At 66.0% G+C, this 15,707-nt stretch carries 11 protein-coding genes; 7 read left to right on the forward strand and 4 right to left on the reverse strand.

All coding sequences use genetic code 11. The features are described from left to right. The first annotated feature begins 12 nt into the window (after positions 1–12). Positions 13–3,975: a GH12 family glycosyl hydrolase domain-containing protein gene (locus ACP694_RS08135; RefSeq protein ID WP_426011626.1), complete on the forward strand. Its 3,963-nt coding sequence runs from the start codon at positions 13–15 to the stop codon at positions 3,973–3,975. Between the two features lie 54 nt (positions 3,976–4,029). On the opposite strand, the gene ACP694_RS08140 is transcribed toward ACP694_RS08135, so the two are convergent. From ACP694_RS08140 to ACP694_RS08155, 4 genes are all read right to left on the reverse strand, one after another. Further along, positions 4,030–5,382 (reverse strand): HlyD family type I secretion periplasmic adaptor subunit, encoded by a 1,353-nt coding sequence (locus ACP694_RS08140; protein WP_426011627.1) that lies wholly within the window; start codon positions 5,380–5,382, stop codon positions 4,030–4,032. Beyond that, the gene (locus ACP694_RS08145) at positions 5,379–7,172 is read right to left on the reverse strand and encodes a type I secretion system permease/ATPase (RefSeq protein ID WP_426011628.1); all 1,794 of its coding nucleotides are present in this window, start codon (positions 7,170–7,172) and stop codon (positions 5,379–5,381) included. Before ACP694_RS08145 ends, ACP694_RS08140 begins: the two co-directional genes overlap by 4 nt. Before the next feature lie 131 nt (positions 7,173–7,303). After that, on the reverse strand, positions 7,304–8,041 hold the full coding sequence (locus ACP694_RS08150; protein ID WP_426011629.1) for a metallophosphoesterase family protein: 738 nt from the start codon (positions 8,039–8,041) through the stop codon (positions 7,304–7,306). A 171-nt stretch (positions 8,042–8,212) separates the two neighbouring features. After that, positions 8,213–8,773 (reverse strand): polysaccharide biosynthesis/export family protein, encoded by a 561-nt coding sequence (locus ACP694_RS08155; protein WP_426011630.1) that lies wholly within the window; start codon positions 8,771–8,773, stop codon positions 8,213–8,215. 271 nt (positions 8,774–9,044) lie between these two features. Here ACP694_RS08155 and ACP694_RS08160 point away from each other — a divergent pair, with 271 nt between their 5' ends. The 6 genes from ACP694_RS08160 (at position 9,045) to ACP694_RS08185 (ending at position 15,703) form a co-directional block, all read left to right on the forward strand. Then, complete coding sequence (locus ACP694_RS08160; RefSeq protein ID WP_426011631.1) at positions 9,045–9,659, forward strand: hypothetical protein; 615 nt, start codon at positions 9,045–9,047, stop codon at positions 9,657–9,659. Between the two features lie 66 nt (positions 9,660–9,725). Continuing rightward, positions 9,726–10,247, forward strand: a complete 522-nt coding sequence (locus ACP694_RS08165) for a hypothetical protein (protein ID WP_426011632.1) — start codon at positions 9,726–9,728, stop codon at positions 10,245–10,247. A gap of 142 nt (positions 10,248–10,389) precedes the next feature. Further along, positions 10,390–11,652: an outer membrane beta-barrel protein gene (locus ACP694_RS08170; protein ID WP_426011633.1), complete on the forward strand. Its 1,263-nt coding sequence runs from the start codon at positions 10,390–10,392 to the stop codon at positions 11,650–11,652. Between the two features lie 144 nt (positions 11,653–11,796). After that, positions 11,797–13,152 carry an acyltransferase family protein gene (locus tag ACP694_RS08175; RefSeq protein ID WP_426011834.1) on the forward strand — a complete coding sequence of 452 codons (1,356 nt, stop codon included), beginning with the start codon at positions 11,797–11,799 and terminating at the stop codon, positions 13,150–13,152. 32 nt (positions 13,153–13,184) lie between these two features. Further along, a complete protein-coding gene (locus tag ACP694_RS08180) occupies positions 13,185–14,888 on the forward strand; it encodes an O-antigen ligase family protein (protein WP_426011634.1) in 1,704 nt (567 codons plus the stop codon). Beyond that, the gene (locus ACP694_RS08185) at positions 14,885–15,703 is read left to right on the forward strand and encodes a WecB/TagA/CpsF family glycosyltransferase (RefSeq protein WP_426011635.1); all 819 of its coding nucleotides are present in this window, start codon (positions 14,885–14,887) and stop codon (positions 15,701–15,703) included. The genes ACP694_RS08180 and ACP694_RS08185 overlap by 4 nt, the downstream gene beginning before the upstream one ends. The last annotated feature ends 4 nt before the right edge of the window (positions 15,704–15,707 follow it).

The following is a 15,707-nucleotide window of genomic DNA, read 5'->3' on the forward strand; positions in this document are numbered from 1 at the left end:
GGAACAGTAACAATGTATACTAACGCCAAAAAACTGATCATGGCCGAGTCGGGAGCAACCCAGAATTGGGTTACCGGATCGGCAAACGCCGAAACCCAGACCGGCACGGCGAAAAATGATGTCTTCTACGCCTCGCGCGGCGACACCCTGATCGGCGGCGCGGGCGACGACACCTACTACGTTTGGGACACGTCTGCGGTTGTCACCGAAAAGGACAAGGACGGCATCGACACGATCCTCGCCAGCGTCTGGGCCCCGATCACCCTCGCCGCCAACGTGGAGAACCTCATTCTGACGGGTCAGGGCGCTCGATCCGGAACCGGCAACGCCCTAGGCAATATCCTGGTCGCCAGCGATTTCGGTTCGACCCTCAACGGCCTGGCCGGGGACGACGTCCTGGTGGGCGGCTCTCACGCGGACCTGTTCAGGATCGTGGCCGGAAACGGCTCCGACGCCATCGTCAACTTCAAGCCCAGCGTCGATGGAATCCAGCTGCAGGGCTACGGCGTCTCGACCTTCAGTCAACTGATGGCCTCCGCGACCCAGAACGGGTCCGACGTAAGCTTCGCCATGGGCAACGGAGAGTCGCTCGTCTTGCGCGACGTCTCGCTTTCAAGCCTGCACGGTTACGACTTCGGGTTTCGCATCGCCAACGTCGCCGAAGCGGGCGAGAGCCTGATGGCGGGGGCCGGTCGGGCCACGCTCGTCAACGGCTGGTACGTCGTCAACAACATCTGGAATCCAGGCGCGCTCGTCGAGAACAAGGACTATACGATCGAGAGCACCCTGACGCGCTCAAACGTAAGCCATGGCACCACCTTCACCTGGTCCTTCCCCTTCACGACGGAGTACGGCGCGCCAGTCCGCGGTTATCCCGAGGTCGCCTTCGGCCCGGCCCCGATGGCCGGCGGCCAGAAGCCGACAGACATCGGCGGCGTCTTCCCGCTTCAGGTGAGCACGATCTCGTCGCTGGCTATCAACTACGACGTCAGCATCGCGGGAAACACGGCCGGCTTCAACGTCGCCTTCGACATCTGGCTGACCAGCGTAAAGGGCGGGGGCGAGTCCACGATCACCAATGAGATCATGATCTGGACGCACACCGGCGACTTCCCGCCGTTCGGCGACCTCATCGGAACCTATTCCGACGCCAACTTCTCCGCCAAAATCTATCATACCGGCCGCTACACGGCGTTGATCCTCGACACAGACAATTTCAGGGGCACCGTCGATTTCGCTGCAGTTCTCGCCAAGCTTGTGTCTCTCGGCATCGTGTCGCCGAATGAATATCTCGCCTCCGTGGAGCTGGGTTCGGAGATCTTCTCCGGCACGGGCTCATTGACGATCAACGACTTCGGGATCCAGGCGACTACCGTTCCCGTAAACGGCGTTCAGTCGACCTATGTCGCCGACGGCTCCGGCACCGTCCGGACGGAGTTCACCGTTCGCCCGGCCGACGGGGTCTTCGACGGCGTGAACAGCTCTCATGACTTGATCGGGGCCGGCGGCGCAGACATCGTCTCCTACGCCGCCGCGACAAGGGGTGTGCTCGTCGATCTCGCTTCGTCCGCCCTGAACACGGGCGACGCCGCAGGCGATACCTTCAAAACCCTCTCGAACGTCCGCGGTTCGGCCTTCGCCGACAGCCTCTTCGGCGACGGCGCAGCCAATATGTTGCAAGGTGGAGCAGGCGCCGACGTTCTCGTCGGGCGCGGCGGCGCCGACATCCTCGAAGGCGGGGACGGCGACGACAGGCTCCAGGGCGACGCCGGATCCGACATTCTGCGCGGGGGCGCCGGGATCGACACGGCCAGTTACGCGGGCGCGCAAGCCGGCGTGGTCGTCGACTTGCTCACGCCCGCCGCGAACGCGGGCGAAGCTGCGGGCGACACCTATGACAGCATCGAGAACATCCTTGGCTCGGCGTTCAATGACACGCTCGGCGGCGACGACGGCGCAAACACGATCAACGGGGGCGACGGGAACGACATCATCCGCGGCCGTGGTGGCAACGATGTTCTCATCGGCGCAGCGGGCACCGACAACCTGTACGGTGATGCTGGCGCCGACATCCTTCAGGGCGGCGAAGGCAATGACATGCTGGTCGGTGGCCTCGGCGCCGATCGCCTGGAAGGCGGAGCCGGCATCGACACGGCAGGCTACCAGAGCAGCGCCACGGGCGTTCAGGCCGATCTCCAGGACGCCAGGCTGAACACGGGCGAAGCCGCCGGCGACACCTATGTGGGCGTCGAGAACCTGCTCGGCTCCTGGCTGAATGACATCCTCGCCGGCGACGCCGCCGCCAACCAGCTAACGGGCGGCACGGGCGACGACCTCCTGCTCGGCCGCGACGGAAACGACGTCCTCGACGGCGGCGACGGCAACGACACGCTCGACGGGGGCGCCGGGAACGACACTCTGCGGGGCGGCGCGGGCTCCGACGTCCTCGTCGGCGGCCTGGGCGCGGACGTGCTGGACGGCGGCGACGGAACCGACACCGTGAGTTACAAGGCCTCCGCCGCCGGTCTTGCGGTCGACCTCTTGGCGCCGGGCACGAACACCGGAGAGGCGGGGGGCGATACCTATCGGGACATCGAAAACATTTCCGGCTCGGCGTTCAATGACACGTTGCGAGGCAACGCCGTGTCGAACATCCTCTCCGGCGACAACGGCTCAGACTCGATCTTCGGACGCGACGGCGACGACACCCTCTTGGGAGGGTTGGGTGCCGACTATCTTTACGGCGACGCCGGCGCGGACAGCCTCTATGGCGGAGACGGCGACGACCTCCTGTGGGGCGGTGCCGGCGCTGACCGTCTGGACGGCGGAGCCGGCGTCGACACGGCGCGATACAACAACGCCCTATCAGGCGTCACCGTGGATATGACAGCGCCATCCGGCAACACCGGTGAAGCGGCCGGCGACAGCCTCATCAGCATCGAGAACCTCACCGGATCGGCGTTCAACGACAGTCTTCGCGGCGATGACGGCGCCAACCTGCTCACGGGGGCTGCCGGCTCGGACGTCCTCGAAGGCCGGGGCGGAAATGATCTGCTGGAGGGTGGGCTCGGGGCCGATACGCTCAACGGCGGCGGCGGCTACGATGTGGCCCAGTACCTCGGGGCGCAGGCGGCAGTGACCGTCGATCTGTCCAATCCCGGTCTGAACAGCGGCGAGGCGGCGGGCGACCGGTATATCAGCATCGAAGGTGTGACCGGATCGATGTTTAACGACATCCTGCGCGGAGACGCCGCGAACAACTATCTGACGGGCGGCGTCGGAGACGACGTTCTGTCTGGCGGCGGGGGCTCCGACACCCTTCGCGGAGGCATCGGCTCCGACACCCTGACCGGCGGGGCCGGCGCTGACCGGTTCCTGTTCGCAGACAAGGATGGATCGGATAAAATCACCGATTTCGTTCATGGCGAGGACCGGATCACCCTTTCCCGCTCGGCCTTCGGCTTCCAGACCATCAAGGGCGACGAGCGCGCGCTGACTGCCAGCGACGCCGATTTCATCGCCTCCGGTTCGGCCTCAGTGTCCGGCCGCCCGACCTTCTTCTGGAACGCCCAGACCGGGGCCCTGACCTTCGATGCAGACGGTACGGGCGCTGGTAAGCCGACTCTGATCGCCAGTCTCAAACCGGGCCTGGCGCTGAGCCTCGGCGACATCCATACGGTCAGCGACGCCGACATGGACATCAGCCATCTCCTCGACGGAGTCGGGGCCCAGACCTCGCCCCCCAGCGCTCTCTTCTCGGCCTCTGACGCTTTGCCGGGCAAGTCGGTCGCATCCGCGAGCGTGTCTTCAACGGACCTGGCGCACAGCGTTTCGGGCGACTTCACGACCCCCCACTTCGTGGCGACGGACGCAGGCCATGCGCTTGCCATCGCCGATCCTGCCGGAATGGTCACCCTGCCCGATATGGTGGCATGGCTTTCGCAGCCGACGCCGGCGTACTGGGGTCATGCCTGACTCGACACGGCTGGCCGGCATACCCGGCCAGCCGTGTCGACGTCGGGCCGCAGGCTAACCGCCTTGGCTCCACAGCGAGGACATCAGGGGTTCAAACCAGAATTCCAGAAGGCTCTTCTTGCGCTTGCGGATCAGCACCTCGACCGGCATTCCGGGCCTGAGCCGAACGGGTGACGCCTCACCCCGGTTGAGCTTCAGAAGCTCGACTTCACTGACGACGGCGCGGGCCGTGTAGAAGGTCGCGCCGGTCTTCTCATCGACGAGAGTGTCAGGCGACAGAACGGCCAGGGATCCCATCAACACCGGGGTCCGTCGGTTCGTGAGGCTGGGAAATTTGATTTCGACAGCCTGCCCCGCAGACAGCCCCTCCACATCCCGCGCCGGGACCCGGACATCCATGGTCAGCGACGGCCGAACGGGAACGATCTCCATCAGGTTCTGCCCTGCCGCCACCACGCCCCCGACGGTGTGGACCGTCACCCCCATCACTGTGCCGGAGACGGGTGCTTTTATCCGCGACGCCTCCAGCCGCTGTTTGGCGGCCTCCCATTGCGGGATAAGGCTTGAAAGCTCCGACTGCGCCTGGCGGGTCTCGGCGGCCAGCAGGCGGGCGCGCTCCGCAGACGTCTGGCTCATCTGCAGCCGGATTTCGCCGACGCCCGCGCCGAGGCGCGCTATTTCCCCGCGCTGAACACCGTTGGCGCCTTCGAGCTCGGCGGCCGCCCGTTCCAGCGCGCGAACCCGGGTCAGGGGCGCATAGCCCTGGTCCGCTAGGCGGCGCATCCCGCTGAGTTCCTGACCCATCAGGCCCTGCTGACGTTCATTGGCGGCGCTCTGGACGCGCCCCCCCGTGATCTGTTCGTGAAGCTGGTCGACACGGCGCGAGAGGACCGCCTGTTCCGTAGCGTAAGCCCGGTCGCGCGCCGCGAGCTCCCGCCGCGCCATGATTTCGGCCTCGGCTGCAAGCGCGCGATCTTCGGGGCTGGCGCTCGCCGGCAGGCGAAGCGCCTCGAACGGCCGTCCCAGGGTTTCGGCCTGGATCCGGGAAATCTGGGCTTGGTGCTGAATCACTTGGGCGGCCAAGGCCCGCTCCGCGGCCCGGGCCTCAGCGGCGTTCAGTTCCACCAGCGGCTGGCCGGCGGCGACGACATCGCCTTCCTTGACCAGCAGGGCGGAAATCTCGCCGCCCTCGAGGTTTTGGACCTGTTGCCTGCTGCCTGAGACCGCGACCTGGCCGGTCGCGTGCGCCGCCGAATCCAGGGGCGCCGAAGCGGCCCAGCCGACGAAGCCGACGAAGAACAGTGTGGCTGCGGCGCCGCCAAGCAGGATGTCGCGCCGGGCGTCGGCGATGTGGCACAGCCCCTTGGTCAGGGGAGAGGTCTCCATGAAAGCCGTCAGGGGGGTCATGAGACGGCTTTCGAATTGAGGGAACGGGCGTCATCGCCGGCCGGCTCGGCGGTCCGGTCGACCGGCGACGTTCGCGGGCCGGACCTCCGCTCACGCATCAGCGACGCGACGTCCTTCAACGGACCGGACAGGTCGATCTCGCCGTTCTTGAGAACAATGATCTCATCAGCCAGTCCAAGCAGGGCTCGGGAGTGCGCCATCACGATCACCGTCGCGCCCCGGGCGCGCGCGTTCGTCATCGCCTGGATGAGCTGCTGTTCGGCCAGCCCGTCCAGATGGGCGTTGGGTTCGTCGAGAACGAGCACTACGGGATCGCCGAAGAAGGCCCGCGCAAGGGCGATCCGTTGGGTCTGTCCGCCTGACAGGCCGCTGCCGTTAACCCCGAGCCGGGTGTCGTAACCGTGAGGCAGCGTGAGGATCATGTCGTGCGCGCCGACCGCCATGGCCGCCGCCACCGTGGATTCATCCAGAGAGTCTGCGTCGCCGGCGACATAGGTACCGAACCGGGAGATGTTTTCCTTCACAGTGCCTTCAAACAGGGTGGACTCCTGCGGCAGGTAGCCGATGTGCGGCCCCAGAGCGTCGGAATCCCAGTCCTGAAGGGCGGCGCCGTCCAGGCGCACAAGGCCGGAGCTGAGGTCGGCCCCGCCGACGAGGACCCGCGCCATCGTCGACTTGCCTGATCCGCTGGCGCCGGCGACGCCGGTGATCCGGCCTGGTTCGATCGTGCACGTCAGACCGCTGAGGATAGGTCGCGCGCCTGCGCCGGCCTGGACCGTGACGTCTTCCAGCGTCAGCCGCCCTCGCGGGGCGGGGAGCCGGGTCCGGTCAGGTTGCGCGCCGGTCGCGTCGAAAAGCGCCTTGAGCGAAAGGGCGGCGTTGCGAGCCTTGTCGAGCGTCGGCCATGCGCCCGTGATTTGCTCGATCGGCGAAAGTGCGCGAGCAAGGAGGAAGGAGGCCGCCATGAGGCTCCCCGCTGACAGATTGCCCTGGATGACGAGGTAGGCGCCGACGCCGACCGAGGCCGATTGCACGACGATGCGCAGGGTCTTGTTGAAACTGGTGTAGGCGGCTGCGCGAAAACTGGCCTGCGACTGCCACTCCAGCATCTGCGAGCGCTCCGACAGATGCTTGATGACCATGGCGCGCTTCATGCCGAGGGCCCCGACGACCGACAGGCCCCGCGACGCCGCCTCCTGGGTCGAATAGCCTCGCGCTGCGGCCTCCCCTGCGGCCTTGAGCGGCGCGCGTGTCCGCCGCTCGTTGGTCAGGGCGACGGCAATCATGGCGGCGCCCGCCAGCGTGGCCAGCACGCCAAGGGCCGGATGAAGGAGATAGGTCAGCCCCAGATAGAGCAGCCCCCACGGCGCATCGAGGATTGACAGAAGCACCGGGCCGGAAAGGGCCTGCTTGACAGTGTCGAAATTCTGGATTGCGCGTTGGCCGGATGTTCCCCTCGCGCTGCGCGACAACGCAGCCCAAAGCACATCGGCCGAGGCCTTGAGATCCATCTGGGCGGCCGCGCGCACCAGAATGCGCGAGCGCACCCAGTCGAGCAACGCCTGCACGCCCAGGGCCAGCAGGGTGACGCCGCTCAGCAGGACGAGGGTCATCAGCCCGCCCGTCGGGAGCACGCGATCGTAGACCTGCATCAGGTAAAGGGTCGGCACGACGAAAAGCAGATTTGACAGCGCGCTGAAGGCGGCGACGGCCACAAAATGGCTCCGGCACGCCCGGATCAGGTGATCGACGGGAGCGCCGTGGGGCGGCCGACTTACGTTCGACGACATTAGTTGAGTTCTCTCAATGCCTGAACACGGTTAACGGGCATCCGTTAATGAGTCCTGAAACCGGCATCACCCTTGGCCGAGTCTCGGCGGGCGGCGAACCGGCGTGGCGCACGGTCGCGGCGGGTCGAGAGTCAGGCGGCTCGAAGCGACAGTTCGACGCCGCCTCCGAATTTCGCCGTCTGAAGCAACCAGCGGCTCTCCCCCTCCAGGCGAAGGGCGGTGAGCACGCCGGTCGCATAGGCTCCGGTATCGACGCCGATACGGCGGTGATCGATGTGGACCTTCTCTGTCGGCGTATGGCCATGCACCACAACGCGGTCGAAGGGCCTGGGGTCGTCCAGGAAAAGCTGCCGCACCCACATCAGATCGTGCTTGGACTGGCTCTCCAAGGGCACCCCGGGCTTGGCTCCGGCATGAGTGAAGAAGTAGTCGCCGATGCCGAGCGACATTTCCTGATTGGCGAGGAAGGTTTTATGGGCCTCCTTCATGGCGCGGTTCAGGGCCTGGGACGTGATGGCCCAGCCTTCCAAGTCGTCCCGGCGGACCGGGGCATCGATGCCGTAGGACAGCAAGGCTTCGCGGCCGCCGTAGTCACACCAGCTGGGGCCCACGGACGGATCCGTGAGAAACGCCTCCATCCGGTCTTCGTGGTTGCCGCGCAAGAAGTGAAACTCGAAGGGGTGCGCACCCGGCAGGCAGGCCAGCAACTCGATCACGCCGCACGATTCCGGTCCGCGATCCACGTAGTCGCCGAGAAAGACGACGACCTTGCGTCGCGCCGGGCTGCGCGAAAGATCCGCCAGCAACTCGGCAACCAGGGGTTCGAGAAGGTCGCGGCGTCCGTGAACGTCGCCGATCGCCCACACCACTGTGTCATCCGGCAGCCTCACCGTGCGCCGGCGAAGCGGCGGACCCGGTCTTCTAAACAGATTTCCAAACATCACGAGACCCTTATGACGGCGCCGGCATGCCCGGTCCGGCGCGAACGCTCCTGCTCGCCGATCGCTGCGGCGGCCTGCCGCCCTGTCCGGCCGCACGGTTCAGAAGTAGCGCTCGCCGATGCGGATGGTGTCGCCGGGCGCAACCTGTGTTGCGGTCGTGAGCGGATAGGCCTGCTCGCCGCTGTCCCCTGCCCGCTTGATGTACACCAATTTGGTGTTCGCGCGGTAGGTGAAGCCCTGGGCGGTGGCCACCGCGTTCAGCGCCGTCAGGTTGTTCGTAAACGGATATTCCCCCGGCTTGTTCACCTCGCCCAGAATGTAGAACGGACGGTAGGTGAGAATTTCGGCGCTCACCCGTGGCTCGTTGATGTAGCCTTGGCGCAGCGCGACGGCGATCTCTTCCTGAAGCATGGAGACGGTCAGGCCGGCGGCCTGGACTTCGCCGATCAGGGGCATGGAAATCTTGCCATTACCGCCGACGAGGAACTCTCCCGTCAGCGCCTCTTCGTTGAAAACGTTAATCCGGACCTTATCGGCCGCGCCCAGGCGATACTCCGCCACTTCCCGGGTCGGAACGAGGCCGCCCGCCCCGCTGCTCGGCCCGGCCCCGACGGCGCCCGGCGCGCACGCCGCCACTGAGCAGGCGAGGAGGATCCCCAAGATAGCCGTGCCTAGCCAATGCCTCATCCGTTTGGTTCCTGCATAGTGTCTGAACGCCTCGGATCGGACCGCGCGGGATGTCCAAGGCAGAGCCTGTCAATTTGCAGTTCGCGGGCCCGAGTTCAAGCCTTCTTCGGCACCGCACAATACTCCGGAAGAAAAACATAAATGATTAAAAGCCTTGCCGTACGATGAAGGCGGATCGCCAGAGCGCAAGGGAGGACCGGGAGTGTCGCCATCAGAAAGCCTACGGCCAAGACGGCGCCATCGCGTGAAACAGGTGCGGCGACCGGCCTTCGGCGTCGCCTTGCTCGTCTCGACCTGCACCGTGGCGGCTGCGCTAGGTGTGATGATCCGTCTGTCGTCAACCGACGCCGCTCTCCAGGGCGCGAGCGCGGCGCGGCGGGAGATGAACGCCGACAGCGCCCTGCGCGAGTCGCCCACCGATTTGACAACCGCCGAGCGCGAGAACGAGGCAGCCCTGTCGGCCGCTCCCCTGACGGCCACCGCCTGGGCCCGGAAAGCCTACATCCGCCAGGCCAAAACCGGCGGCCTCGACCGCGACGCCCTGGCTGACCTTGAGAGCTCCTACCGCGCGGCGCCGCTTGGCCCGGACATCACGCGCTGGCGCGTCAAATACATGTTTGAGAATTGGGGGCGCCTGTCGCCGGCGCTGCGCGCGCGCGCGACGACAGAGCTTGAGGTCTATGCGCGCTTTCACCGCGGCAGCAACAACCTCGCCCGCACGATCCGAGATCCGGCCGGACGCCTGTCCGCAACCCTGACGACACAGCGGGCATACCGCGAGCGGGGCGCATCCAGGCCTGCAGCGCCGAAAGTTTGGACTGGCGCAAGTGTCGCATTTATGCCACAAACGCCCGGTTAAGAAATCTAAATCGACGCAAGCTATGGTAGAACTTAAAATGATCGGGCAAGGTAGGGAGATATGAGGATGATGGACGTGGCGATCCGCAGACGTATGACAGGTTGGGCCAAGGCGTTGATCGGCGCCGCAGTGGTCGTGGCAGCGCCGGTCGCCGCGGCGGTGATCGCGTCGCAACCGGCCCAGGATCAGGCGCCCGCGCCTTTGTCTGTGTCTGTGGAGGCCTTAACGAGCGCGCTGGCCTTGGCGGTAACGAATGGGCAGCGTGAATTGGCCGCCAGCGGCGCTCCCGCCACCGAACACCAGGCGTTCTTGGTGAAGGCCCTAGAAGAGACCATCACCACCAGCGGCGCCACGCCGGAGGTCGCGGTCGATGCGCTCGTGGCGGCGCGGGCGCAGCTCGGGGCGAGCGGGTCGCTGAGCGCAGAGGCCGCCGCAGCGTTCGACGAACTTCTCACGCGGATTCGCGGGTTTCTGAAAATTGATGAGTCCCCCGCATCATTGGGCAACGATACCAGTGCTCCGCCGTTCGGAGCGCCTCCAACTGCGGGAGATTCCGCCGGCGGGTCGGATTATCGCCCGAGGTCCTGAGACCTTGGGCGGACGGTAAAAGCGTCCGATCACGTCGCCGTCGTCGCATCCAGCGAAGACGGCCCTGAATCTTTTGAAAATGTAGGCCCGATCCATGTCCCAGCGGAATAACCAGACGCGGCTTGCACTCCAGATTGGGGTCATGTCGGCCCTCGTGGTCGCAGCGGCGTCGAGCGCGGCCGCGCAGGCCGTGGGGACCGCCCAGGGCCAGACTGCGGATCTGTTCGCCCGCGACCGGGCCGTGGGCGTGAGGGAACGCGCGCGACCCGACTATGAAGCCGTGGGCCTGCCGCGCGGCGCGTTTACGATCTTCCCCAAGGTCCAGACGGACGTCGAATACAACGACAATGTGTTTGCGACGGAGACTGACGCGCAGGACGCCGTCATCTTCAGGGTCCGGCCCGAGGTCACCGCCGAGTCTGGATGGTCGCGGCATTATCTTACCGCCTACGTCCGCGGCGCCCTGAACCGGAATGCGGAGTTCAAAAGCGAAAACCGAAACGAGTGGGCGCTGGGAACCCGTGGGCGTCTCGACATTGTTCGCGGCGCCAACCTCGCCGCTGGCGCCGACTTCGCTCACCAGATCGAGCCCCGGACATCCACCAACACCGCTCTCGCCGCAGCCGAACCGATCGAACTGGACGTGGCTCAGGCCTATCTCGCCGCGTCGCGCATTCGCGGACGGGTGAAGCTCGGCGCTCGGGCGGACGTCCGAAGCTACGACTACAAGAATGGTCGCAGCACCTCAGGCGCGGTCATCGAACAGAACGACCGCGACAGAGACGTCTTGAGCGCCGTGGTGCGCGTCGACTACGCCGTAAGCCCCGCGACAGCGGTCTTCGCCCAGATCACGGGCAACGACCGGTCCTACGGCAACGTCCCGGCGGGCTTCGCCGACCGGACCTCGAACGGCTACGAAGCCCTGGCGGGCGTGAATTTCGAATTGGGCGCGGTCAGCCGAGGCGAGGTGGCCGTCGGCTACATCTCGCAAAGCTTCGACAATTCCGCTTTCGTCGACCTTGGCGGCTTCGGCGCCCGCGCCCAGGTCGAATGGTTCCCGACGGAGTTGACGACCGTCACCGCCTCGGCAGCCCGAACGATCGAGGACGCCGGCGTCCCCGGAGCCGCCGGTTATCTGCGGTCGGAAGGCGGCGTCAGCGTGGACCACGAACTCCTGCGGAATTTCATTCTGAACGGCCGCGTCGGTTATTCGGACGACAGCTACAACGGCGTTGATCGCCAGGACACCCGTCTCCTCGGCTCCTTGGGAGGCACCTATCTAATCAACCGGAATTTCGGGCTCAGCGGGACCCTGATCTATATCGACCAGCAGTCCGAAGGCGTCAGCCGCGGCCCCCGGTACAACGTCACAAGGCTGCAGCTGTCGCTCGTCAGCCAGTTCTGACTTGACCGGACGGGCCTCAAGCCCTTGTTGTTAATATCCTTCCCGTACATTGGATCACAGCGCTCGTTTGGGTGAGGGCTCGAAACCGCAACCCGCCCGCAGGCGGCGATAGCGGGGTCGAGGGAGACGTCAGGTTTGAAACAGGTGCGAGCGTATCGCCGCGATATCGACGGTCTGAGAGCGATCGCCGTTCTTCCGGTGGTGGTCTTTCATATCGCCCAATCCTACCTTCGCGGCGGATATGTCGGGGTCGATATCTTCTTCGTCATTTCCGGCTATCTGATCAGCAGCCACATCATGGCCGATGCGGCGGCGGGTCGGTTCGACCTTCTTGATTTCTACCGGCGGCGCATTCGCCGCATCCTTCCCGCCTTTGTGGCCCTGTTGACGGTCGTGACGGCGCTCGTTGTCTGGCGCTTCTTTCCCATCGAAACCATCAAATACGCAGGATCGCTCCTGGCGGCCCTCGGCTCGGTGTCGAACCTTTATTTCTGGCGCGATGCCGGCTATTTTCAGCCCACCGTCAAAAGCCTGCCGCTGCTGCACACCTGGTCGCTGGCGGTTGAGGAGCAGTTCTACCTCGTCTTCCCCCTGATCATCATGGGCGTGACGCGTTGGGCCCCGCGCCGCCTGACCCTCATCGTCACCGGCCTGCTCGGACTGTCCCTGGCCCTCAGCGCGGCCTCCGTGACGGCTTTCCCTTCAGGGGGCTTCTACCTTCTGCCGACCCGGGCCTGGGAGCTTCTGATCGGCACGGTCTTGGCCCTCGGCGTCATTCCGGCAATTCGAAACCCGTTCGTCCGTAATCTCGTCGCCGCGACCGGGCTGGCGCTGATCGCCGGGTCGATGATGCTTTTCACCCAGACCACGCCCTTCCCCTGGATCGCCGCCCTCGCGCCCTGGCTGTGCGCAGCGCTCATCATTCATTCCGGTCAGGCCGGGACCTGGGTTTCACGTCTGCTCTCGCTGCGGCCGCTGGTCTTCATCGGCCTTATCTCCTGTTCGCTCTATCTGTGGCACTGGTCCATCATGGTGTTCCAGCGGTACGACGCGCTTTTGCTCGTCACCGCCGTAGCGGGCCTCGTCGTGCTCGCCCTCGTCCTGATCGGCACGCAAGGCCTTCCCGGCCGGTTTCCCGCCGGGGCGGTCAGGATGGCGATCGCCGGCGATGCGTCCAGCCTCGAGCGACAGTTGTCGGGCCAGCCTTTTGAAGCCGATCGCCTGTTCCAGATCGCGGCCCGCCAACACGGCTTCGGCTATGTTTCGCTAATCGATGCGCTGTGTTCGTCGCGTCGCTGCCAGGCGGTCGCCGGCGACGGAGCCCCGATGCTGTTTGACGGCGACCATGCGACGCCCGCTGGAGCCCGGGTCATCGCCGGTCGCATCTCCGACGGTCTTGTAGCCCAGTCGGGGGTCGCACCGCCCCCGACCGGTTCGCCAAAGCCCCGTTCGGAGCCCGCCCCCTTGAGCCGGATCAACGGTCCAGGCCCCGCCGGATGAGGACGACATCTTCTGACAATCGTGACGCCCCGATGCGGCGTCGGCGGGCGAGCCGCCGGCGTACGGCAAGTTCCACCGCCGCCCTCGGCCCAAAAATCCTCGCCGGGCTGACGCTCTTTCCTGCGGGGCTCTGCGTCTTCCATCTAACCGCCGGCGCCAACTCCGTTGCGGCCGCCCTGTGGCTCACCCTGGCGATGGCCCTGGCCCTGTCGGCGACCCTTCTCGCGCTCTGGCACGGCGCCGCGGGGGCGGACGCGCCCTCGCCCAGAACCCATCCGCTGATTACCGGAGCCTTTGCGACAACCCTGATGATCGCCGGAGCCGGCCTGATCCTTCCCGGCGGACGCTCCGGCGAAATTCTCGGCGACGCCGTGTCGCATTCGCTGTCCGTCGATCAAACCGCCACCCTGGTGGAGATCGTCAAACTCGCAGGCCTCGCCTGCGCGTTCCTGATCGGCTGCCTACAGGGCGGCGCCGTGAAACGGGCCTTGGCGACAAGCCAGGCGGTCGTCTTCAGCGGTGCGGTCTTCGCCCTGATCGGTGTTTTCAACTACCTCTCGGGCGAACAGGTCCGCACGGGCAACCGGCTTGCGGCGGGATTCATGAGCGCCAATAGTGCGGCGACACTGTTCGGGATGCTTCTCGTCATCGCCGTCGCCCTGCTGGTTCAACAAGGCGGCTCGTGGCGTTCGCTTGACCGACACCGCTTGCGCCCGAACTTTTTCCTGCTGACCGCAAGCATCGCCGTCCTCGGTGCAAGCCTGCTTCTCACGGCCTCGCGGATGGGTTTTGTCGCCACCGGCGTCGCCTTGGCCGTGATGGCCTGGCAGTGGGCACGGTCACGAAAAGCGCCGCTTCCAGCCCGATCCGCCCTCTGGATCGGGACGGCGGCCCTCACCTGTCTTGCGCTGCTCGCGGGTGCCGACGTCCTGTGGGAGCGGTTCGGACACATCGACGACGACGCCGTCAATCGCGGCGTGATCTTCGTCAGCCATTGGCGGGCGTTCCTCGCCTCGCCGGCGTTCGGCTACGGCCTGGGCTCGTTTCCCTTGATCAACAATGTGGTGATGACCCCGGAGACCTACTCCGCGCTCTGGTCAATTCGTGCAGCTCACAACGTCTACATCCAGTGGCTTGAGGAGGCCGGCGTCGTCGGCGCCGCGCCTATGTTCGTCTGTATCGGCGCCTGCCTTTGGACGGCCGTGAAATCGGCGCGCCAGCGTTCGCCCGAGCGTCTTTTCCTGGATGGGCTGATCGCCGCCGACATCGTCGTTCTTCTCCACGGACTCACCGACTATTCCCTTCAGGTCCCGTCGATCGCCGCGACCTGGGCGTTCCTTCTGGGGTTGCAGGTGGCGCTTGTCCGCCGGCCGGCATCGGACCGGGCCGCGGCTCGCGGGGGTGCGATCTCGCGCTTCGGCCGCAGGACCGTGACGCGACTGCGGAAGATTGGTTTGCAGCGCACTATGGAAGCGCTAGCAATTCGAGCTCAGGTCGATAAAGATTCGGCGGCGAGAGCGACCGTCTGTGGCGTTCAGAGGGACAGATTGACTGTGCAATCGATGAACGTGTGTCATTGCGCCCGAAATCCACAGGTCGAACCGCCCGTCAGAACCCGTAAGACGTCTTCGGCGCAGGTCCGCCGACGTCGCGAGGTGTCGACGAGCCAATCGGGCTCTCTCCCCGGCGCGCCCGGCCTCTTCCCACAGGCTCGCGACCCAGGTCCGGACGTATGAACGGTCGCCGGAGGCTCCTGGTCGGCGGCGTGCCGACCACCCGCATCACCCGCGCAGAGCTGGCGGGCATGATGGTTGAGGACTGCCTCCAGGCGCGCGCCGGGGTTCTCACCCAGCCTCTGATAATCATTTCCTCGAACGGCGCAGTCATCGCCGACTTCCACGCCAATCGGGCGTTTCGCGAAATGGTCCTGGAAGCCGACGTCATCGACGCCGACGGTATGCCCCTGGTGATGGCGACGCGTCTGTTGTGCCGTGAGCCGCTCAGCGAGCGGGTGGCGACGACGGATTTCATCCTCGACGCCTCCGCCGCAGCGGCGCGCGAAGGCTTGCGGTTCTTCTTCCTTGGCGCCAAGCCGGGCGTGGCCCAGACGGCCGCCGACCACCTCCTGGACCAGTATCCGGGTTTGCAGATCGTCGGCATCCGGCACGGCTATTTCGACCGCGAGGATGAAGCGGCGATCTGCGAAGAGATCCTCGCCGCCCGCGCCGACGTCGTCTGGATCGGCCTGGGCAGTCCCATCCAGGAATCCTTCGCCCTGCGAAACCGCGCGCGGCTGTCGGGCGTCGCCTGGCTTCGCACCTGCGGCGGCATGTTCGATCATTATTCGGGTAAGTTCCACCGCGCGCCCCTGTGGATGCAGCGCAACGGCCTGGAGTGGCTGTACCGGACCTTCAACGAGCCCCTCCGCCTGGGCCGTCGCTACCTCGGCACCAATCTTCCAGCCCTGTTCTACCTTGCGACCCAGACGTCAGACGCCCCGCGCCCGAAACGGGCCTCCCGGGCTGATGCGGATGTCCGGGGCCGCAGATAGCGGC

Origin of the sequence: Caulobacter sp. DWR2-3-1b2 (assembly GCF_049896345.1) — a bacterium.
In the GTDB taxonomy this organism is placed as follows: Bacteria; Pseudomonadota; Alphaproteobacteria; order Caulobacterales; family Caulobacteraceae; genus Caulobacter.

Excerpts from the sequence above, each read along its gene's own strand:
- ACP694_RS08170 (WP_426011633.1), top strand. The coding sequence starts at position 10,390 with ATGTCGGCCCTCGTGGTCGCAGCGGCGTCGAGCGCGGCCGCGCAGGCC.
- ACP694_RS08185 (WP_426011635.1), top strand. The coding sequence starts at position 14,885 with ATGAACGGTCGCCGGAGGCTCCTGGTCGGCGGCGTGCCGACCACCCGC.
- ACP694_RS08145 (WP_426011628.1), bottom strand. The coding sequence starts at position 7,172 with ATGTCGTCGAACGTAAGTCGGCCGCCCCACGGCGCTCCCGTCGATCAC.
- ACP694_RS08165 (WP_426011632.1), top strand. The coding sequence starts at position 9,726 with ATGATGGACGTGGCGATCCGCAGACGTATGACAGGTTGGGCCAAGGCG.
- ACP694_RS08135 (WP_426011626.1), top strand. The coding sequence starts at position 13 with ATGTATACTAACGCCAAAAAACTGATCATGGCCGAGTCGGGAGCAACC.
- ACP694_RS08180 (WP_426011634.1), top strand. The coding sequence starts at position 13,185 with ATGCGGCGTCGGCGGGCGAGCCGCCGGCGTACGGCAAGTTCCACCGCC.
- ACP694_RS08140 (WP_426011627.1), bottom strand. The coding sequence starts at position 5,382 with ATGACCCCCCTGACGGCTTTCATGGAGACCTCTCCCCTGACCAAGGGG.